The sequence below is a fragment of the Paenibacillus sp. Y568 genome, assembly GCF_059445545.1.
This window is the reverse complement of sequence record NZ_JCAIUM010000014.1, coordinates 14,372-35,868: the sequence shown is the minus strand read 5'-3', so window position 1 is coordinate 35,868 and position 21,497 is coordinate 14,372. Positions and strand designations below refer to the sequence as shown.

The window sequence follows — 21,497 nt, the reverse complement described above, 5'->3', positions numbered from 1 at the left end:
GAGTTGGGTGAACGTCATGGCAGTATCTAAGCTCTATCAGAGTGTGACAGATGAACAAATTCGAGAAGTTATGGTGAATACATTTGGGCCCAATACGGAAGTGAAGCAGATTAAGATGATGAAAGGGGGTCAATTTAACACAACGTATTACATAGAAGGTTTTCTTCCCGAGCAGAAGCTTATTCTACGTGTTGCCCCCGGAAATAAGGAACATCTGCTGTCTTTTGAGAAGAATATGATGGCTGTTGAACCGGTCACTTATGGGCGTATGGCAAAGAAGGGTATTCCATGTACACATGTAGTGCGTTACGACGGTTCGTGCGCTATTATTGACCGGCCGTATATGTTAATTACATTCATAGATAGTATTCAATTAAATGACCCTTCGATCACAAGGGAAGAATATCATCGTTTACAAGAAGAACTAGGCCAATGTACACGCCAGATGCATGACATCTCAGCAGACAAATTCGGTTTTCCCCAGCCTGATGGAACGGTGGTAGGATCGGACTCTTGGAGTGAAGTATTGATCCAATTCGCAACGGAAGTGGCAGATCTCTGTCGAAAGTATGAGTTAGTTGAACCAACGGTAATCGATGGATTTCAGAATTTTTTCCTAACACATCGTGTGTTATTTGATGAAGTGACGATACCTTCGCTTGTGCATAATGATTTGTGGGATCCTAATGTACTTGCCCAAAGAGACGAAGAGGGTACGCTACATATTGCAGCAATCATTGATGCGGATCGAGCGATGTTCGCGGATTGTGAGTTTGATTTCGTATTATATAAGAATGACCCTAGGTTTATAAAAGGATATGGAATCGAACTTGATTTAAGTAAACAGGCGATGATTCGGAGAAAAGCCTATGACATGTTATGGACTTTTACGAATCTCTATATCCATGAGGTGCAAATTGAACTGCATGAAGAAGCAGATAAACTGAAAGTTGCTGCATTAGAATCGTTCCAAGCATTGACCCAATTATCGTTATAGGAGATGTTCATAATGGAACAGACGTTTAAAGGGTATTCTTTTTGGAATCATACTTTGCCTTTGAAAGAACGTATTGAGGACCTTATTTCACATCTCACATTAGATGAGAAAATAGGGCTGATTCCAACTCGCCAAGCTGCGGTTGATCGTCTAGGTATCCCTGCCTACTGTGTGGGCGGTGAAGCCGCCCATGGCATTGCTTGGATTGGGGAGGCAACGGTATTCCCTCAGCCGATCGGACTGGCTTGTACTTGGAACCCAGAGTTGATGAAGTCGATTGGTTCTGCAGTAGGGGATGAGGCAAGAGTGTTCCATCATAAAGATCCTACGCATCACGGCCTAACTTTATGGGCGCCTACGGTCGACATGGAGCGAGACCCACGTTGGGGGCGGACGGAAGAAGCATATGGAGAAGACCCTTATTTGACTGGAATGTTAACCTCCTCTCTAATAAAAGGTATGCAGGGCGATCATCCATTCTACCTCAAGATGGTCGCCACGTTGAAGCATTTTTTTGCCAATAATAATGAAGTGGATCGTCTCACTTTCTCTTCGAGTATTGATCCGCGGAATATGCATGAGTATTATTTGAAAGCGTTTGAAATGCCATTTGTTGAAGGCGGAGCTTATTCTATGATGACTGCCTATAACTCAATTAATGGAACGCCTGCGATTGAGAGTCCTTATGTGAATCAGTTCGTGAAGGGTGAATGGCAAATGCCCGGATTTATCGTCTGTGATGGTGGTGATTTGTCACAGACGGTAGAGTATCACAAGTACCATGCGACACATGCGGAATCAGTAGCAGGAGCTCTTAAAGCAGGTGTGGATTGCCTGACAGATGAACAAGAGTTGGTCGTCGATGCGACGAAGGTTGCATTCGCTAGTGGTTTAATAAATGAAGGTGATTTAGATCGAGCCATTCGTAATATTTTTCATGTGCGCTTTAAGCTTGGGCAATTTGATCCAACAGAGAATAACCCTTACGCAGCAATTCCTGATTCTGTACTGATGTGTTCAGAGCATAGTAAGTTGTCCCATCAAGCAGCGCAAGAGTCTATTGTCCTTTTGAAGAATGAAGGTAGGTTATTACCCCTATCTAAAGAGAAGACGGAGAGCGTCGCGGTTATTGGACCTCTTGGTAATATCGTATATACAGATTGGTACAGTGGCACACTTCCTTACGCAGTTACCCCATTCGAGGGGATATCAAAGAAATTAGCAGGATTGGACCAACATGTTAGCTTCCATAGTGGGGATGATGTGATCACGCTGAGAACGGTAGGAAGCGGTTGGTACGTAGTTGCAGGGAAGGATAACACAACCCCTCTTATGCCACAACCGGATGGTGCGAACGATGATCGAGCGCTATTTACACATACGAACTGGGGTTATGGTAGTCATACATTACAATCCAAGGCGAATGGTCTATATGTGACGGCAAATGATGAATTGACACTTCATGCTTCTGCGGAGAGAGTATGGGGTTGGTTCGTGAAAGAAGTGCTAGACATTTCCTCACAGGAGGATGATCTCGTGACCATAAAAACGTGGAATGGACATCCTATTAAACTTTCAGTAGATGAGTATGGTTCGACTATTTTACGTGGAAGTAAGGATTGGTTAGACCAGCGTGCTACCACAGGCTTTACGAAAGAGGTGGTATCGGATGGGCTTAAGGAAGCTGTCGATGCAGCTCGTGACCATGATGTTGCTATTGTATTTGTTGGGAATAACCCGTTCATTAATGGAAAAGAGGAAGTAGATCGTCCTGGGATTGAACTACCACCTGCTCAGGTGGAGTTGGTCAAAGAAGTGTGTAAAGCTAATCCACGCACGGTTGTCGTAATTATAGGAAGTTATCCGTATGCCTTGGGAGAGTTAGCAGAAATAGCACCGGCCATTCTATATTCCTCTCATGGAGGGCAAGAACTAGGGAATGCGATCGCGGATGTTCTATTCGGAGATTATAGTCCAGCAGGACGCTTGAATATGACCTGGTACCAAGGTGAAGAGCAACTGGCTGATTTCTTAGATTACGATATTATCAAAAATAAGTTGACGTATATGTATTTTGATGGAAAACCATTATATCCGTTTGGTCATGGATTAACCTATAGTGAATTTTCATATGAAAATATGATCGTGGATCAACACACTTATCAGCTTCATGACACGATAACTATCGTGGTTGAAATTGAGAATACAGGCGATAGGTTATGTGATGAAGTGGTGCAATTGTATGTAAGTGGTCACGTATCGCGTGTGATGACGCCGAACAAACGGTTAAAGGGCTTTAGACGGATTAACCTTCAACCGGGACAAAGACGGAAGGTTAGCTTTCAAGTTCCTGTATCTGAGCTTGCCATTTGGGATGTAAGTAGAGACCGCTTCTGTGTGGAATCAGGTGCATATAAATTGTTGATCGGGAGTACTTCAGAAGATATTCGCTTGGAGAGGACTGTTCAAGTCCAAGGTGAGATCATCCCTCATCGTGATCTCACAAAGCTCACCTATGCGGAAAATTACAATGATTATTACCATGTGCTTCTTGATGAGTGTCTTGAAGGACGCACTGGGGTGAGGGCAGTGAATGAACAAGGATGGATTTCCTTTCAAGATGTCGAGTTTAAGGAGATTGTTCATTCTTTAGAATTACGGGTCTCGGGTGGGATTGAAGGTGGATATATTGAGGTTCGTCTGGATAGTCCTGAGGGAATAGGCATAGGCCAGTGCTCGGTCCTACCATCAGATCACGGAGTATGGTCTACGGTTACATGTCATTTAGATCATGTTGCAGGGATTCACACTATATTTCTGATGTTACAGGGGACGGTTAGTGTGAGTCACTTTACCTTTATTGACGCACATGATTAATAGTATAAAATGTATTAACGAAAACATGAATATGTTGGGGACAATTAAACCACAATAGGTATGATTGAAGAAACCTAAAGGTGGTTTAATAATGAAGAATATGAAGTGGGACTTGGTAGCACTTTCTTCCATTCCGCTCATCATGACACTTGGAAATTCCATGCTGATACCCATTTTACCTTTGATTTCGAGGGAACTTCATATTAGTTCTTTTAAAGTAAGTATGTTAATTACAGTGTATGCGATTGTGGCTATATTACTAATTCCTATCGCAGGTTATCTGTCAGATCGATTCGGTAGGAAGAAAATTATCATCCCTAGTCTTATCATTGCCGCTGCAGGTGGCGCGGTCGCTGCGGGTGCAGCTTGGTTAACGGAGGGTATGGTAGCTTACTGGATCATCCTAGGCGGAAGACTTTTGCAAGGAATCGGTGCTGCAGGCGCATTTCCAATTGTTATTCCATTAGTAGGAGATATGTTTGACAAAGAGGAAGAGGTTAGTAAAGGGTTGGGCATCATAGAAACCTCTAATACTTTCGGAAAAGTCATTAGTCCGATACTGGGTGCAGCACTTGGAATAGTGTTATGGTATCTACCTTTTATTAGTATCCCCATCCTTTGTATCATCTCTTTAGTGCTCGTTATATTTCTTGTCAAAACCCCGAAAAAGGATAAGGCTGACATCTCGCTGAAGAAGTTTCTAGCGGGGACGAAAGAAATTTTGAAGGAAAAGGGGCGTTGGTTATATGCGATCTTTGCGGTAGGTTGCATATGCATGTTCATATTATTTGGGGTTCTCTTCTATTTATCGGAAACCTTAGAAGTGAAATATAAACTGGATGGTATTCTTAAGGGATTGGTGTTAGCCATTCCACTTGCGGTACTTTGCTTGAGTTCCTACATCGGTGGGAAAGTGATTGGGCAGAATAAGAAACGGATGAAATGGTTAGGGTTTGCTGGCATGGCCCTTATAACTGTATGCCTTATCATTATTGGGTTTAGTAGTCAGATTGTTTTTGTGACTAGTTTGTTCTCACTTTGCGGTGCAGGCATTGGAATCGCACTTCCTTGTATGGATGCGTTGATTACAGAAGGTATTGATAAAGAACAACGAGGAACGATTACATCGTTATATAGTAGTATGAGATTTATTGGGGTATCTCTAGGGCCTCCAGTCGTTTCCTTATTAGAGAATGCGAATCACTGGATTCTGTTTGGCATCATGGCAGCTGTTGCTGCGGTTGGTGGACTACTAACACTATTTGCGGTTAAGCCATCGGAAGACACAGCAGTGGATAACAAGAGTGAGACTTAGTTAATATTTGAACGCTGAATTTAGAAGTATAATTAGCATAGTTACATAAAAAGTGAGGTGCGTAACTATGCCGGATGCTTCAAGTAATCAGCAACGGACGCCAACCCAAACCAAAGAAAACAAAGGTCCACGGATCCTTAGAGAGAAGAATGTAGTTTCAATCATGATCCATAATTATTGTATGGGACAAGGACATGATCGAAACAAAAGTGCATCAAGTGGCACAGTAGAACTATGTACGGAATGCTTGAATATTCTTCAATATGCGCATCTTCGCCTGGAACGCTGTCGCTTCGGTGAGGAGAAAACAACTTGTGAGCATTGCTCAGTTCATTGTTATAAACCGGATCGGCGGGCTCAGATTAAGACAGTTATGAAGTATGCTGGGCCACGCATGTTATGGAGCCACCCGTTAATAGTGATTAGACATATGATAGATGGTTCTGGTTCTAAACGGAAACGCGGATAAACAATATGGACAAACGTTGTCTTGGCTTTCGTGGACAAATTGTTAATCTAAGAGTCATGGGTATGGATTATTCCTACCCCATGACTTTTTTTGCATATTTGGAGTTGTAATCGACATAGGGCATGATAGAAGACTTTTCCAGAAGGTATTGTATTGAACATGTTGAATAGTTTTAGGGGGACTTACTGTACGATCATTCAATCATGAAGTAACTTAAAGGAGATTATTGATTTATGCACACACATGATACTCTATTGGAGCAACTGCATCACATGGGCACTACGAACAGGGTGTCTTACTCGTTCATTCATCTATGAAAAGTATAGGAGAGGTAGAAGGAGGAGCGGACACGGTCCTTAACGTTATGGGAGATTACATGAAAGATGGATTGCTTGTTCTCCCCACACATACATGGGCTAATATAAATGCTAGCAATCCAACATTTTATGTGGAAGAGTCACCATCGTGTATTGGTATTCTACCTGAAATGTTTCGTAAGAGACCAGGAGTCGTACGATCATGGCATCCCACGCATTCCGTAGCGGCAATGGGTAGCAATGCTAGGGAATTTACAACTGGTGATGAACGATTTGATACACCATGTGCGAGAGGTTCAGCTTGGGGTAAGTTGTTGGATGAACAAGCAACTATTCTACTTATTGGAGTGGACTTTCGTAGGAATACCTTTATACATGGGGTAGAGGAATGGCTTAATATTCCGGGTAGGATGACTGATGATCATGAGAAATTACAAACCGTTCTAGCCGACGGTACGGTTATGGAAGTGCCATCGCGTAGACATTGTGGAGAGTCTTGGTCAGAGTACTTCTGGAAGGTTGAAGAAGTGATGATAGCTAAGGGTGCCTTATATTTTGGTGAATTCGGAGATGCTGTTGTTCGTGTATGTGACACTGTGAAATTAACCGAAGTACTTACAGAAATGCTAGGGGTATTTCCGGATCTCTTCTCAGATAATGAACCCTTGTCTGAACAGATGCAGCAGTTATTCGCAAACAAACGATGATGTCATCTTTGAAAGGGTGGTATGCGAATGATTAATTTGAAGAACAGAATCATTTATATCGTTATATTTGTTGTGGTTATCATCTTAGGGCTCAGTTCGAGGGTGTTCTCAGACCATCTACCCTTGTTCATATCAAGTCATTTCGGAGATGCACTGTGGGCAAGTATGGTATATTTCGGTTGTCGGATATTGTTCAGAAATAAAAGACTGTTTGTATCTGTTGTTCTGAGTTTACTCTTCAGTTATACCATTGAATTTAGTCAGTTATACCAAGCCGACTGGATTAATGACTTACGATCGACGTTGTTGGGAGCACTTATATTAGGAAAAGGATTCTTGAGCATTGATTTAATTCGATATGGGATAGGGATTGTGTGTTCCTGGGTTATGGATAGGTATTGGATTAGTCGTGTGAATGTGAAATAAATGGGCAGATCGGATAGTATTCGACTGCCCTTTATTTTTAGATCTTAGTAATTAATATAATATGAAGTAATGAAGAACGACAGCCTGCAGACAGTCAGGTTGGTCTCCGTGTCGGGACTGGGATGGATCATTAATGAAGTCTGATAAAATGTAAAAGGTACTCCATCATGATCTTCATGAGCGATGGCAGTGGAGGTGGCCTTCATATAGTCCTCGTTATAATCTAGTGTTAGCTCCGCATGGCGACCGTGCCAGATGATACGTCCTTCTTCTATATGTGGTGGGAATTTACTAATCAGTCGCTCCTCCATGTTGCCAGGGGAGTCATTCCATACGATATGATCCTCTAGAATTAGATTAGCTGTATTCGCGTCATGATCAATGGACCAGTTGAAATGTCGTATAAATTGTTCTATCCCTGCCTCAGGATAAGCGGAGGTCAGATCTAACGTTTGCTTAGCGATATCTTGGGAGAGATGTCCTTCAAGTATAATAGCTTCAGCACTTCTCCCAGAACGCTGTAAGCTTCCATTGATGACAGGAAGTGAATGTCCACCCGAGGAAATATTAATAATCGACTCTCGTCCAACAGAAAAATAAGATTTCGTATATATGCCTGGACCTAAATCACACAGCAGGTTCTCACCACCACCATGTAGAAGAAAGTGACCTAGATCATTATGATTATGTGGTTCGTCATTATGCCCACCTTTGGTCGAGAAACTCACGACAATAGGCTTACTATCTTGATTATGGATCTCCCCGCGGTGGATGAGCCAATTCAGATCTAATAAGTACACATTCTCTTTCTGACGTTGTGATCCAAAGACTTGTGGGTTGCTCCAAAGCACATTACGCGATAAATGAGCCCAACGATGGCATGGATCATCTGAGATTAGAGGCATTACGAATGGAAGAGATGTATGTCGATCTGATTGTTCTGCAAGTCGAGTAATGAGCCCGGGCGGTAATAGCTCTGATTCACTGGAGTCCGAATAGTTGACGAATACGCCATCCGATAGATGAACATTCTCTGGAAAGGAAGAGATCGCCGCGACTTTTGGGCAATCCAGAAGATTGATGTGTCCTGATGTATACTCCTTCAACATTTCAGCAAAGTAGGTGTAATACCCGAAGCCATAAACCCAATATCCTAAGCCTTCAGCACAACCTCCGTCCAACCCATAACCGGAAAGAAAAGCATTCAAAGATGATATGACCCTTTGCATTGCAGAAGTAAGCTGCATATAGTCTTTCATTAATAATAGAGCTGCAATGCCACAGCCTCCTGCACAGACCGCAGACCAGTTGTGATCTGCTGATTCCCAGTGGAAGCCAACAGGTCTCCAGAATACTGGCTCAAATATCCGCTGATCAATCTCTTTTTGAACCCTCTTTGTAATACGTGTATCCAAATCCTCCTCCAACATGGTGATTATTTCAGCCAACATGCCTGCCGTTTCCGCGGCGAATAGATCCACATTTTGTCTTGAAGATAAGCTATCATCTGTGGCAGGTAAATGTGCAGGGAGACACCACGTATACTCATCACAAACGTCCCACAACAAATCCTCTAGGAGTTGTATGTTCTCATGAGAAGGATCTGCACTTGCAACTAAGGCGAGCGCAGCAATTCGTCCACGCCGTTCAAAATATACATCCTCATAAGCCTTGCGTTCTCCTGAATCGTTAAATTGTCGGAAGAGTGAGAACGTAAGGGCAGGAAGGAGAGACTCCCTTGCTCGTGCCGCGTAGGAGTCAAGATCCGCCCAGTACTTCTGGTATATATGAGATCCTCGAGTTGATTGCAAGTGAGTACGCCAATCCTGCGTTCCCCAGGGGTTGAAGGATTCAGGACGGTGGGCAACGATGGCATTAGCCAGTTCAGTTAACTTGATCCGGATTCCGGGTTCGCTCGTCATATATGGAGTTCCTTTCATACATCGTATTGCAATCGATCTCATTAATGAAACCCATTGTAAACCATTTATTACTGAATTTGAAGTCCTGATCTTAAAAGAACAGCCACTGAACATAAAGGTAAAAATAAGGTTCTTATTGATCAAAATACCGTCAAAGAAAAGAGGGTTATGTTTTTATAATTAAAATATATTCATCGTTCCTCATCACAATAATGGAGGTGTATCATATGGCTCAACAAATTGAACTGCTAACTAAGAAAACCCTTAGAGGGAATAAACCAAAAAGTCATTCCCTTCGTTGGGGAGAGACACTCTCAGGATTGTTATTCGTTAGCCCCATGTTAATCGGAGTGTCCATTCTAGTACTGATTCCAATTATCGCCACCATTGTTCTAGGGTTTGCCGATTGGAACTTCGTACAGGGGCTGGATGGAATCCGTTGGGTTGGGCTTCAGAATTTCGTGAACCTACTAGAAGACGAGATGTTCATTAAGTCTGTTCGAAATAACATTCTCTTTCTACTTACCGTGCCAATTTATATGTTGATTTCCATGGTTCTGGCTATACTAATCGACCGACATGTTTATGGTAAGGGATATTTCAAGGTCGCCTATTTCATGCCCTACATTTCTATGATTGTAGCTGTTGCTGTAGTATGGCAAGTATTATTCCAACCTTCCTACGGTCCGATTAATGAAATGCTGCGAGCGGTTGGAATCGCAAATCCTCCTAAATGGATTGCAGATCCGAACTTTGCACTAATCTCGATCATGATGATTTCGATATGGGTTTCCATTGGTTTCAACTTAATTATCTATATCGCGGGATTACAATCCATTCCGAAGGATTTATATGAAGCCGCTGAAATAGATGGAGCGAACGGATGGCGTAAATTCACGCGTATAACCTTTCCCTTGCTCTCACCCACGTCTTTCTTTCTTCTTGTGACCGGCATTATTTCAACTTTCAAAGTGTTTGATATCATTGCTGTTATGACGCAGGGTGGACCCATCGGTTCGACTACGATGATGGTCTGGTATTTATACGACACTGCCTTTGTTAATTTGAAAGTAGGATATGCCTCATCTATTGCAACCGTCTTATTTGGATTCGTGTTATTGATTACTTTAGGCCAATGGGCTGCTCAGAAAAAATGGGTCAATTATTAATGAAAGGAGAGATACGCATGCAGACACAAACGGGTATCAATTGGCAGAAAATGATTATAACCATTATCATGTTTGCAGTGAGCATTATCTTCCTACTCCCTTTCGTATGGATGTTAGTTACATCTTTCAAGATAGAAAAGGATGTATTCGTGTATCCTATTCAATGGATTCCGAGGCAATGGAATGTGATTGAGAACTATAAAGAAGTCTGGTTCGGTGAGTATCCGTTCTATGTGTATTACTGGAATTCGATTAAAGTGAGCGTTCTAACAACAATGACCTCCTGTATCGTCTCCGCTTTGGCAGCGTACGGATTCTCCAAAATACAATTTGCTGCAAGTAATGGACTATTTATTATCGTGCTGATTACATACATGATCCCAAGTCAGGCGATCCTAATTCCGCAGTTCATTCTATATCGAAATATCGGATTGTTCGATAGTCATATCGGTCTGATTATTCTAGGAAGCTTCAGTGTACTTGGGACGTTTATGTTAAGACAATTTTTCATGGGATTACATCAAGAGTTTATTGAATCCGCCAAAATCGATGGAGCAGGACACCTACGAATCTTCTGGTCGATTGCGCTCCCGCTGGTAAAGCCAGCTGTTGCAACGTATGCCATCTTGAGATTTATATGGACATGGAATGACTATCAGAATCCACTTATTTTCGTACGAAGCGATCGATTATTCACACTCCCATTAGCGATGCAGAAATTCACATCTCTAAGCGGAGAGTATTATTCACTCATTATGGCAGCTGCGGTATCATCGATTCTTCCACTATTGATCGTATTCATCATTGGACAGAAGAGCGTGATCGAAGGCATTGCACTTGGTGGAGTAAAAGGATAATAAGCTCAGCTCCCAATAATAGTAAAAATAATTCAAATATAGTAAATATAGTTGGATAAGATGGGCGTGTCTGTTCTATATAATGTGAATTGTTACAACGTAACGATATACAAGGAGGGGGATAGGGTATGAAACGAAAAGTGTTGTCAGTAGCCATCAGCGGGGTTGTATTGATTAGTCTACTATCGGGATGTGGCGGAAATAATAACAATGCTAAGGAAGGTAAGATTGCATCAGAAGGTAGTTCTGGGAAATCGGTCAATCTTCGATTGTATACGTATGGTACAGAGTCAGCCTATAACTGGAGTAAGACGCTGAAGGCTTATGAAGAGGCTACACCAGGAGTGACCGTTGAGCTAGTACAACTTAGTGAGAAAGGGGATACCCAAGAAGCCTCTAAGAAGCTAGATCTCGAAGCAGCATCTTCAGCAGATATGGATATTCTCATGTTCAGTGATCCTGCGGGGTACGCTCAGCGTGTAGCACTTGGAATGGCTGAACCACTAGATAGTTACATCGCCAAAGATGGATATACCGTTGAGAGTGACTATAAAGTGGATACTCATTTAAACGGAAAAGTGTATGCGCTTCCAGGAAAGTTCAATCCTTGGTATGTGCTTTTGAACAAAGATCATCTTGATGAAGCTAATCTCGAAGTTCCGATCGATTGGACATGGGATGACTATGCAGATTACGCTAAGAAGTTGACAAAAGGTGATGGCGCAAGCAAACGCTACGGTACTTATTTTCATGGGCCTCAAGGTGGTGGCTGGCTGGAATTCATTAAGTTAAAGATGGAGAATCAAGCACAGGATGCAGACTTTCTTAAGGCAGACGGTTCATCTAATCTAGATAGCCCATACTTTAAAGAGACGCTTGAACTGAGAGTGAGAATGGAGAAGGAAGATCAATCCTCCGTTCCTTACAGCGATATGATCTCCCAGAAGTTGAACTATCGTACGCAATTCTTTAATCAATCTGCTAGTATGATTACGATCGGAAGTTGGATGAATTCGGAGATCGGTGGAACGGATAAAGTACCTCTAACCTTTAACATAGCGGTGGCCCCATTTCCTAAGAATAATAAAGAAGACCCAACAGGGCTAACTCCAGTGACTACAGATTACGTAGCCGTAGCCGCAAATTCTAAACATAAGGAAGAAGCCTATAAATTCGTACGCTGGTACACAACAGAAGGACAGATTATTCAAGGTAAGAATATTCCTGCGTGGAATCAGGTAAAGAGTGAAAAGGTTGAAGAAATTATTGATACGATTCTAAGCAGTACTAAGAATCCAGAGAAAGTCGATAAGAAATCACTTGTTAATACACTTATATTGTCCAAAGCCTCATCCATTGTTCCCCCGGCTTCCTATCAAGCTGAAGTATTCAAAGCTGTTAATGAGGAGTATGAAAAGTTGATTCTTGGCAATCAGAATATAGATACGACGATTAAGAATGCTCAGGAACGAGTAACTAAAATAATTGATTCGAATAAAAAATAATGGATATAATGAATCCGAATCGGGGACGTACTTTAACGTCTCCCTTTTGCTTATTTGATCAGTGGATGGTGGAATCAAATCATGATAAACCGCATTAGGGACCTGGCACCACGTTCTATTCGTCACAAGCTTATCTTGGCATCAATCGCTTGTATTCTGGTTCCTGCGGTGTTCACCTTGCTCATGTTCAACTTTTTGACCGAAGAAGCAGTAAAGCGGCAGGCGATATCCAATGTAGAAGATTCACTAGAGTTAGTAAATGGGTCGGTGACGAATCTACTTAAAGGTATGCTAAAAACTGCGAATTACGTTCAGGTGAACTCGGAGTTAAATACATACTTCAAGATGGTCGCTTCGGGTAATGAGGAGAGTGATCCATACCATAAGTTCATGGCTGCCAACCGCGTTCTGGAGCAGTTAGACAGTTTGACCGTAGTTGGAGACAAAAGTTATGTAACCGTGTTACTTACAAATGGATCATATTTTATGAATTATTCTGTAAACGATTTCAACCCAATGGAAATTCTGAATGAACCATGGTTCGATCAGTTAAAAGAATTAAAAGGATTACAATCCTATTGGACCGAAGCTGAGCCGATAGCATTTCAAAATGATAAGTTCGATCATCTCTATCAAATCTCGGTTGCGCGCACATTAAGACTGGCTAATTCAGATATTTACGGTTACGTCGTTGTGACAGTCATGGAAGATCAGATCAACGAGATTATAAGTAGGCCATCCGCAGTGGATGACGCGATGTTAGTAAATGATTCAGGAGTAGTTATATCGAAGCGAGATCAGAATGACATTGGGACCACGATATCATATTTAGATATAGACAGCTCCAAAACTTCCTCCATTATCCGCATTCATGGTGAAGAATTCCTTATAGCACAAAAGAGGATAGCACTTGCTGATTGGCACCTTGTCCTAATGCAACCTTATGAAGATGCAATCGTAAATATCCGTTCCATTTTCAGTCGTGTGTTTATCTATCAGTTGATCTCATTTTTTGTTTTTCTCGTTCTGCTTATTGCCCTGGTTAGAGCATTCACGAAGCCACTAGTAAGGCTGGGTAAAGTCACAACTGCGGTGCAGAGAGGTAATCTGAAAGTACGCTCAGGTGTGCGTGGTCATGATGAGATTGGTCGTCTAGGCTGGTTGTTCGATCAGATGTTGGATCGGGTTACAGAGATGATTGCTGAAGTCTCGGATACCCAAGCACGCAAAAGAAAGGCAGAGCTGAAGATGCTACAAGCGCAGATCAACCCCCATTTTCTGTTCAATATACTTAACTCTATTCGAATGAAAGTCATGAAGCGGGGGGACTCAGAGAGTGCTCAAATGATTGGTTCACTATCCATATTACTTCGAATGACTATTAGTCGAGAGGAAGATGAAATATTCCTTCATGAAGAAATTGATCTCATATCCCACTATGTGAATTTGATGAATCTAAGGCAAAAGGAAGAGGTGAATCTTGAACTTGATATTGTTCCGGAGGCCTTTCTAGTTAAGGTGCCAAGATTCTTTCTTCAGCCGATCGTTGAGAACGCGCTAATCCACGGATTCGCTCAGAAATCGGGAACGATTGGTATTAAGGTTAATCAGGAGCAAGGGCATCTAGTCCTGACTGTGCAAGACAATGGAAAAGGTATGGAACCAATCCAAAAAGAAACTATTCTAAGAAAGATAGCGATTCATGTGCTTCACACGAATGTCGAGGAAGAGGGTAAGGGAGTATTCTCTGGAATAGGTCTACAGAATGTGGTAGAGCGAATGAGAATACTTTACGGAGAGGAGTTCACCATTAAAGTACACAGCGAACCAGAAGCAGGAACAATCATTGAGATGCATATACCGCTAGAGAGAAGGGATACGGAATGTATAACGTGATGTTAGTGGATGATGATTACCCTGTCATCGAACTGTTGTCTGATACAATTCAATGGGAAGAACTTGGGCTTCGCTTAATGGGAACGCATGAAAATGGTTGGAATGCCTGGGAGCATGCTCAGCGGGAGACTCCTGACATTCTAATTACCGATATCGGAATGCCAAGAATGAATGGTCTGGAGCTATCCGCACGTATTAGGGAATTGAAGCCAGATGTGCGAATTGTGATCTTGTCATGTCACAACGAATTCGAATATGCACAGCAAGCTATGCGTCTGAATGTACAGGATTACCTTATCAAGGATGTGTTGGTACCAGCAGATCTAGTTCAATTACTCCGTCGTTTCAAAGATGCTATGGATGTGGAGACGCATGCGGGCTCGATACAATTACACATGAGACATCTGTTCAGCGAAACGAAGGAGTTGCGCAAAGAACAAATTATTAAGAACTTCATCCATCAACCTCTAATCTCGGCAGACAAATGGAAGCAGGATGCGATAGAGTATGGGTTGTTTAGTGAGGGGGAATATTGCTTGCCAGTCTTCGGTTACCTAGAAGATTATCGGTTAGTCAAGTACCGGTTCTCATCTGATCAAACGTTGCATTTTGCGATAAGTAATGTGATGAACGAAGTGATGAATGGGTTAAAGCCAGAGGGGATTCATATCGGATACAACGTAAGGACTTCGGTTCTCCTTTTCTCTTATAGACCTAGCCTCAAAATGAATATTTACGATGAAACGATTTCTCATCTGAAGCTCATTCAGTCCACTTTGTTTAAAGTGCTTAAAGTTCGCATGTCTTTCATTATGGGCACCGGTTGTGATACGCCGGAAATTCTAAAGCAGAGATTGAATGAATTACTTGTGAATGAAGAACAGCGTTTTTACTTAGAAACAGGTGAGATTACAAAAAAGAGATCCACAACTGAATTCAATCTTGGACAGAATCTTTTCGCTTACTATGATCAGACTAGTTCAGAACTTCGTGAAGTGTTACTAGAGAAGCGATCGTCCAAAGCTCGAGAGGTTGCCAATGTATGTATTTCACTTATAAAGAAGGAAAGGTACCCATCAGAGATGGTTAAGGATTGGATGCTCAAGTTACTTCTCGATTTAAAACTTAAGTTATATTCACGCCAATCGATTCGACCCTCCTATTCGGCAGATACCCTACACAAAGAAATCGTGGATATAGATTCAATATCTGAGCTAGGTGTATGGTTGAATGAGCATCTAGAATCGATCGCAGCGGTGTCGGGAACAGGAGTCGGAGCAAGCAAAAGGGTGGAAGTGGCGGAGGCTTGTAAATACGTATCTCTTCGATTGAATACAAGAATTAGTTTAGATGAGGTGGCAGACCATCTCCATCTGAACTCTAGTTATTTCAGTAGGTTGTTCAAGAAGGAGTCAGGGATGACTTTTATCGAATACGTTACAGGGCTGAAGATGGAGCGGGCTAAAGAACTGCTGGATCAGACCAATAATACGGTAGGTACGATTTGTGAACTGCTCGGATATGACAACCAGAGCTATTTCATTAAGACATTTAAAGCCCATGCAGGTGTCACTCCGGTGGAGTACAGGGGATAGTAGAATCACAAGACTTAAATCTATTAAAAATACAGTCGATGGGTAGGTGGTTAGAAATGAAGACATTTGGTAAACATGAATGGTTAGAAGAAGCATGGACAAAATCATTAGAGAAAACACAGCGTAATAGTCAACGAATAGGGGCAGGATTCCCTCACGCGAGTCAAGGGGGTACTTATACATTAGAAGAGCCGTTCTGGTGGACAGCAGGTTTCTGGCCGGGGATATTGTGGCTTCTATACAACGATAGCCAAAATAATAGCTTGAAGGTTATAGCGGAACAATGCGAAGAAAAATTGGATGCCGTACTGAACGACTATGTACGTCTAGATCATGATCTGGGCTTTATGTGGACATTAACGAGCATAGCCTCGTATAAGATAATAGGTAACGAGATCTCGAAAGTGAGGGCCATGAAGGCCGCCAATTTCTTAGCTGCTCGATTTAACTTGAAGGGTCGGTACATCCGTGCTTGGAATCCGTGGTATGAAGGCGAAGACAATACTGGATTAGCTATTATCGATTGTGCAATGAATACCTCACTCCTGTTCTGGGCGTCCGAGATTAGTAGTGATCCTCGCTATCGCCACATCGCAGAAGCACATATGGATACTGTGCTTGAGCATTTCATCCGACCAGATGGATCTGTCTATCATATTGTGAAGTTCGATCCGCATACGGGAGAGTTCATAGAGGGAATAGGTGGACAGGGTTATGCACCAGAATCGGCCTGGTCACGGGGGGCTGCATGGGCGTTATATGGATTGACGTTAGCCTATCATCATACAGGTAAGAAGGCATATCTTGATGCCGCGAAGCGCGTTGCACACTTCTTCCTCAGTCGACTACCGGAAGATCTTGTACCGCACTGGGATTTCCGAGCGCCATTCGAAGAACGGAAATTCAGAGATTCATCTGCAGGTGCATGCGCAGCGAGCGGGCTACTATTACTTTCTGAGAAAGTGGATGAGCTAGAAGAGTCTGTCTATCGAGAACCAGCTGAACGAATGCTAGAATCACTGTACCAAAATTATGGTGCATGGGACGATACTAGCGAAGAAGGACTGATTCTTCATGGAACAAGCCATTATCCAGGTGGACAGAATGTTGACGTGCCACTAATATACGGAGATTTTTTCTTTGTGGAAGGGCTAGCACGACTAAGAGGTAAAGGACCGTTTTATTGGGAATAAGTTGTACATACAGATGTAATCGCATTCCAAATATCAGTTGGTATCGATAGAAGATTATACAGGAATCGTTAAGTGTGGAGAGTGGGTTATATGAATATGTATGGGAATCAGATTAGTCTAAATCCATTACAAACAAAGCAGGATATGGAAGAGGCATTCCGGCAAATTACCTACCCGTTAAAATCACATTATAGCGAGGGTAATACACGTTTACAAATAGGAAATACTGGATCTGGATGTCCATCATCCAGTGCAGAGATAGAAGGATTCTCGCGAGTACTGTGGGGACTTATACCGTTGCTAGCAGGAGGCGTTGAAGAGGGGCTCTGGGACATCTGTTTAGAGGGGATTCGTAACGGAACTAACCCTGAACATGTTGAATACTGGGGAGCTGTAGCTGATTATGATCAGCGACTGGTGGAAATGGCAGCGTTCGGGTTCGCCCTTGCGTTAATTCCTGATCGAATCTGGGGTCCCCTGAATGAACTAGAAAGACTTCATTTGTATCAATGATTAGATCAGATCAACCAACATCCTTGTCATGATTGTAACTGGTTATTTTTTAACGTACTGGTCAATATGGGCTTCCGTAAAATAGGACTTCCTTTCGACAAAGAACAAATGGAAAGCAACTTGAATCGAATCGATGATTTCTATATGTCTGAAGGTTGGTACTCTGATGGGGTCGGCGCACACGTCGATTACTACGGTCCATTCGCTATTCATTATTATAGTCTCTTATATGTGAAATTAATGGGTGAAGAGGATCCCGTGAGAACACGAATTTACAAGGAGAGAGCAATGGAATTTGCGAATGAATTCATCCATTGGTTCACACCTGAGGGTGCAGCTCTTCCTTATGGAAGAAGTTTAAGTTATCGATTCGCACAGTCGGCATTCTGGAGCGCAATGGCTTTTGCGGAAATAGATTCTCTACCGCTAGGAGTCATAAAGGGACTCATTATGCGTAATTTATGTTGGTGGTTCCAGCAACCTATATTTGATGCACATGGTGTGCTTACGATAGGGTATGCCTATCCGAATCTGATCTTGGCTGAGAATTACAATGCTCCGGGGTCTCCTTATTGGGCAATGAAGACATTTCTCCCCTTAGCTCTTTCTGAGGATCACCCTTTCTGGCAAGCGGAAGAGTTACCGTTACCACTGATCAGTAACATGAAAGTGCAGTTGCCTGCTCATTTGGTCATCTGTCGTGAAGAGGAGAATGGACATGTAACTGCATTTAACACAGGTCATTTATCATCGAATGAACACACACATACTTCGGCTAAATATGAGAAGTTCGTCTATTCAACGGCTTTTGGATTTAGTGTACCAAGAGCAGAGTGGGGGTTGTCCCAAGGGGCTTTCGATTCGATGTTAGCTCTAAGCGAATGTGACAACATCTTCCGTGTCAAAAGGAAGAATGAGGAGTCCTTCATCAAGGACAATGTGCTGTTTGCAAGATGGAAGCCTTGGTCCAATGTAGAGGTGAAGTCATGGATCATAGCAGGCCTTCCATGGCATATACGCATCCATAGGGTAGGGACACAGAGGCAGTTAGATGTGGCTGAGGGTGGATTCGCACTGGGGTTAGAGTTCGATCAAGTGGCATCCTTAAGCGAGATCGGAGTGATAGCATCCAATTCTCATGGGAAAAGCGGCATTCGTAATGTAAAGGGGTATACGCAAGCTGATATTATTTATGCAAATGCGAATACGAACATTATGCAGACCCGAACAGGGATTCCAACGCTACAAGCAAGGTTGGAGTCAGGTGTCCATTGGTTGATATCCGCTGTACTCGGTGAGTCAGGAACATCAGGCAAGGAACGATGCACACAAATTGATCCCATGGATTCATTGAATGTGCGTATCGAAACCAAAGAGATCATGATTACGACGCAGCGTGGAATGTTAATTACAATCAAGATGGACTGAATGATTTGAATGTAGTGTACAGAAGTGGCGTAAGTGGCGGAATTGTAAATGTAAATATTTTCATTACATTAGAATTAAACAAATAGGAGGTTTTGATATATCATAAAGAATAGAAATGATTTGGATGGGCATGACGTAACATATAAAGAAGTAGAAAGAGGCTGAGACAGATGAGTTATCTGAAATGGTTAGAAAGCTGGTATGCAAGTTATTGTGATGATGAATGGGAGCAAACCCATGTATTGAAGATTGAATCCATAGATACGCCAGGATGGAGAGTGACCATTCCATTACTTGAAACGGAATTGGAAGGTAAACCTTTAAATGAAATTATCCTCGATCGAGATGACAATGACTGGGTAAGATGTTGGATTAAAGAGGGTTATTTTGAAGGTGCGGGTGGATTACGTAATCTAGAAGAGATGATACAGCTCTTTAAGGAATGGGCAGAAGGATAGGTTAGAGATTAGAGATACCTATTTTCTCAATGATTATGATGGAATAGAAGAATAGTGTTTATTTTTAAAAGCAGATGTTGAAAGGTGAAACCAATGAAAATAGCTTTTTTTGATTCAGGATTAGGCGGATTAACGGTACTAGCTGAGGCCATCAAGCAACTCCCACAGGAGGAGTATATTTATTATGCGGATACACTTCATGTTCCTTATGGAACCAAATCAACGGAAGAAGTAAAACGGTATGTAAAAACTGCAATTGAAACGCTGATGAAAGAACAACAAGTGAAGGCGATCGTCATAGCTTGTAACACGGCAACCAGTATAGCGGTTGCAGAATTAAGAAGTACTTATCGTATACCCATTGTGGGTATGGAACCTGCTGTTAAACCGGCTATAGAGATAACTAGATCAACGGGAAAAAGAGTGCTTGTCTTTGCTACTCCGTTGACTTTGAGATTATCTAAGTACACAGATTTAGTATCTAGAATAGATGATCAATGCATCGTAGATTCGTTACCATTACCCGAGTTAGTTGAATTCTGTGAGGATTTAAATTTCGATACGGATACGATAGTAGAGTACTTCAAGTGTAAACTATCAGAATTCGATCTCAGTACATATGGAACGATTGTTCTAGGGTGTACGCATTATCCCTTTTATAAAGACATATTAACACAAATGTTACCCGATCATATTCATATCGTTGATGGAAGTAAGGGTACTGTGAATCGATTAAGAAAAGTGTTAAAAGGTAATCTTCAACGGAATGCTCAAGGAGAAACGAAGACCACCCTTTTATGCTCGAGTCGTGATTCAGGATACGTGCTAAAGATGGAAAGAGCACTGGGAATCGTCTTAAATAAAGTAACGTAATTGGGTGATAACGAAATGTTATCTTTAGAAAAAAAGGTTTCTATTTTTCCAATATTTATGTTACTATGAATTTTAATTAAATACGTTAGATCACTAGGGGTGCTATTTGGCTGAGACGGAATGGATAATTCCAAACCCTTTGAACCTGATCTGGATTATACCAGCGTAGGGAAGTGAGCTCAAAGACATGGTTATCATAAGTTTTGTATGCGTATATACGTTTACATTATTTTTACTATAGTTATAGGGCCACCTTCTATGTAGAAGGTGGCCCTTTTTGTTGATTTCTATGTTTACATGTTGTTAACGAGAAGAGTAGTCAGGGGGAAGGGAGGTTGATTGCAGTGACGGCGAGAGAGTTACATGTGATCTCTAATGGTCAATCCAATTTGGAGCACTTTGCGAAGATAGCAGCGCTTATACATCCTTATGTGACTGCCTTTCATTTACGGGAGAAATTATGCAGTGCGTCTGAAATCTGGGAAGGAGCACTAGCTATGAATGCAGGTGGAGTTCCTCTCAGTAAAGTAATAATTAACGATCGAGTGGACATTGCTTGGGCGACGGGTGCGCTGGGAGTCCAATTAGGTAGCCATAGCTTACAAGTACAGGTAGTAAGGCGAGATTTTCCGAGAATGTTAATAGGACGTTCTGTTCATGATGTCGATGAAGCAGTAGCGATGTGCAATGAAGGTGCTGATTATTTGATGTATGGGCATATCTTTCCGACAGATTCTAAGCCTAACCAGGCAGCCAGAGGAATACGAGCATTAGAGGAAGTGGTGCAAAAAGTTTCTATTCCAGTTATTGCGATTGGAGGGATTAAGCCGGATCATGTGCATCAGATCATGACATCTGGAGCTGCTGGTATTGCAGTATTATCGGGTATTACAGAAAGCCATAATCCCTTAAAGTCCGTAAAAGACTATCGTGAGGCATTAGACAGTCAAAGTATATGGGTTCTAAAGGAGTGATTTCGA

Annotated in this window: 15 protein-coding genes, 2 pseudogenes and 1 riboswitch; of the genes and pseudogenes, 16 read left to right on the top strand and 1 reads right to left on the bottom strand. The window is 42.1% G+C overall.

The features are described from left to right. Positions 1 to 16 precede the first annotated feature (16 nt). From AC1D7X_RS18515 to AC1D7X_RS18490, 6 genes and pseudogenes are all read left to right on the top strand, one after another. Complete coding sequence (locus tag AC1D7X_RS18515; RefSeq protein ID WP_495475874.1) at positions 17 to 997, top strand: phosphotransferase family protein; 981 nt, start codon at positions 17 to 19, stop codon at positions 995 to 997. A 12-nt stretch (positions 998 to 1,009) separates the two neighbouring features. Continuing rightward, positions 1,010 to 3,874, top strand: a complete 2,865-nt coding sequence (locus AC1D7X_RS18510) for a glycoside hydrolase family 3 C-terminal domain-containing protein (protein WP_495455636.1) — start codon at positions 1,010 to 1,012, stop codon at positions 3,872 to 3,874. A gap of 91 nt (positions 3,875 to 3,965) precedes the next feature. Next, on the top strand, positions 3,966 to 5,189 hold the full coding sequence (gene bcbE, locus AC1D7X_RS18505; protein WP_495455637.1) for a bacillibactin exporter BcbE: 1,224 nt from the start codon (positions 3,966 to 3,968) through the stop codon (positions 5,187 to 5,189). A gap of 67 nt (positions 5,190 to 5,256) precedes the next feature. Further along, the gene (locus AC1D7X_RS18500) at positions 5,257 to 5,658 is read left to right on the top strand and encodes a nitrous oxide-stimulated promoter family protein (protein ID WP_495455638.1); all 402 of its coding nucleotides are present in this window, start codon (positions 5,257 to 5,259) and stop codon (positions 5,656 to 5,658) included. Between the two features lie 233 nt (positions 5,659 to 5,891). Further along, positions 5,892 to 6,682, top strand: a pseudogene (locus tag AC1D7X_RS18495) (AAC(3) family N-acetyltransferase). Positions 6,683 to 6,709: 27 nt separating this feature from the next. Continuing rightward, complete coding sequence (locus tag AC1D7X_RS18490; protein WP_495455640.1) at positions 6,710 to 7,108, top strand: ribosomal maturation YjgA family protein; 399 nt, start codon at positions 6,710 to 6,712, stop codon at positions 7,106 to 7,108. 44 nt (positions 7,109 to 7,152) lie between these two features. On the opposite strand, the gene AC1D7X_RS18485 is transcribed toward AC1D7X_RS18490, so the two are convergent. Next, the gene (locus tag AC1D7X_RS18485) at positions 7,153 to 9,030 is read right to left on the bottom strand and encodes a hypothetical protein (RefSeq protein WP_495475873.1); all 1,878 of its coding nucleotides are present in this window, start codon (positions 9,028 to 9,030) and stop codon (positions 7,153 to 7,155) included. A gap of 227 nt (positions 9,031 to 9,257) precedes the next feature. On the opposite strand from AC1D7X_RS18485, the gene AC1D7X_RS18480 reads away from it, so the two are divergent. The 10 genes and pseudogenes from AC1D7X_RS18480 (at position 9,258) to AC1D7X_RS18435 (ending at position 21,491) form a co-directional block, all read left to right on the top strand. Next, positions 9,258 to 10,199 carry a carbohydrate ABC transporter permease gene (locus AC1D7X_RS18480; RefSeq protein WP_495475872.1) on the top strand — a complete coding sequence of 314 codons (942 nt, stop codon included), beginning with the start codon at positions 9,258 to 9,260 and terminating at the stop codon, positions 10,197 to 10,199. Between the two features lie 17 nt (positions 10,200 to 10,216). Then, entirely contained in the window at positions 10,217 to 11,056 is an 840-nt protein-coding gene (locus AC1D7X_RS18475) for a carbohydrate ABC transporter permease (RefSeq protein ID WP_495475871.1), read from the top strand. A gap of 128 nt (positions 11,057 to 11,184) precedes the next feature. After that, positions 11,185 to 12,561 (top strand): ABC transporter substrate-binding protein, encoded by a 1,377-nt coding sequence (locus AC1D7X_RS18470; RefSeq protein WP_495455644.1) that lies wholly within the window; start codon positions 11,185 to 11,187, stop codon positions 12,559 to 12,561. Between the two features lie 81 nt (positions 12,562 to 12,642). Further along, entirely contained in the window at positions 12,643 to 14,457 is a 1,815-nt protein-coding gene (locus AC1D7X_RS18465; protein ID WP_495475870.1) for a sensor histidine kinase, read from the top strand. Then, positions 14,445 to 16,052 carry a response regulator transcription factor gene (locus AC1D7X_RS18460; protein WP_495475869.1) on the top strand — a complete coding sequence of 536 codons (1,608 nt, stop codon included), beginning with the start codon at positions 14,445 to 14,447 and terminating at the stop codon, positions 16,050 to 16,052. The genes AC1D7X_RS18465 and AC1D7X_RS18460 overlap by 13 nt, the downstream gene beginning before the upstream one ends. A 56-nt stretch (positions 16,053 to 16,108) precedes the next feature. Beyond that, the gene (locus tag AC1D7X_RS18455; RefSeq protein ID WP_495475868.1) at positions 16,109 to 17,245 is read left to right on the top strand and encodes a glycoside hydrolase family 88 protein; all 1,137 of its coding nucleotides are present in this window, start codon (positions 16,109 to 16,111) and stop codon (positions 17,243 to 17,245) included. A 96-nt stretch (positions 17,246 to 17,341) separates the two neighbouring features. Then, positions 17,342 to 19,186, top strand: a pseudogene (locus tag AC1D7X_RS18450) (DUF2264 domain-containing protein). A gap of 170 nt (positions 19,187 to 19,356) precedes the next feature. Next, entirely contained in the window at positions 19,357 to 19,644 is a 288-nt protein-coding gene (locus tag AC1D7X_RS18445) for an immunity 53 family protein (protein WP_495455648.1), read from the top strand. Positions 19,645 to 19,737: 93 nt separating this feature from the next. Beyond that, a complete protein-coding gene (gene murI, locus AC1D7X_RS18440) occupies positions 19,738 to 20,517 on the top strand; it encodes a glutamate racemase (RefSeq protein ID WP_495475867.1) in 780 nt (259 codons plus the stop codon). A gap of 85 nt (positions 20,518 to 20,602) precedes the next feature. After that, positions 20,603 to 20,706: riboswitch (TPP riboswitch) on the top strand. Positions 20,707 to 20,861: 155 nt separating this feature from the next. After that, the gene (locus AC1D7X_RS18435; protein WP_495475926.1) at positions 20,862 to 21,491 is read left to right on the top strand and encodes a thiamine phosphate synthase; all 630 of its coding nucleotides are present in this window, start codon (positions 20,862 to 20,864) and stop codon (positions 21,489 to 21,491) included. Positions 21,492 to 21,497: the final 6 nt, after the last annotated feature.

Coding starts and splice junctions, on each gene's coding strand:
- AC1D7X_RS18515 (WP_495475874.1), top strand. CDS start 17: ATGGCAGTATCTAAGCTCTATCAGAGTGTGACAGATGAACAAATTCGA.
- AC1D7X_RS18490 (WP_495455640.1), top strand. CDS start 6,710: ATGATTAATTTGAAGAACAGAATCATTTATATCGTTATATTTGTTGTG.
- bcbE (WP_495455637.1), top strand. CDS start 3,966: ATGAAGAATATGAAGTGGGACTTGGTAGCACTTTCTTCCATTCCGCTC.
- AC1D7X_RS18500 (WP_495455638.1), top strand. CDS start 5,257: ATGCCGGATGCTTCAAGTAATCAGCAACGGACGCCAACCCAAACCAAA.
- AC1D7X_RS18460 (WP_495475869.1), top strand. CDS start 14,445: ATGTATAACGTGATGTTAGTGGATGATGATTACCCTGTCATCGAACTG.
- AC1D7X_RS18475 (WP_495475871.1), top strand. CDS start 10,217: ATGCAGACACAAACGGGTATCAATTGGCAGAAAATGATTATAACCATT.
- AC1D7X_RS18455 (WP_495475868.1), top strand. CDS start 16,109: ATGAAGACATTTGGTAAACATGAATGGTTAGAAGAAGCATGGACAAAA.
- AC1D7X_RS18485 (WP_495475873.1), bottom strand. CDS start 9,030: ATGACGAGCGAACCCGGAATCCGGATCAAGTTAACTGAACTGGCTAAT.
- AC1D7X_RS18470 (WP_495455644.1), top strand. CDS start 11,185: ATGAAACGAAAAGTGTTGTCAGTAGCCATCAGCGGGGTTGTATTGATT.
- AC1D7X_RS18465 (WP_495475870.1), top strand. CDS start 12,643: ATGATAAACCGCATTAGGGACCTGGCACCACGTTCTATTCGTCACAAG.
- AC1D7X_RS18510 (WP_495455636.1), top strand. CDS start 1,010: ATGGAACAGACGTTTAAAGGGTATTCTTTTTGGAATCATACTTTGCCT.
- AC1D7X_RS18445 (WP_495455648.1), top strand. CDS start 19,357: ATGAGTTATCTGAAATGGTTAGAAAGCTGGTATGCAAGTTATTGTGAT.
- murI (WP_495475867.1), top strand. CDS start 19,738: ATGAAAATAGCTTTTTTTGATTCAGGATTAGGCGGATTAACGGTACTA.
- AC1D7X_RS18480 (WP_495475872.1), top strand. CDS start 9,258: ATGGCTCAACAAATTGAACTGCTAACTAAGAAAACCCTTAGAGGGAAT.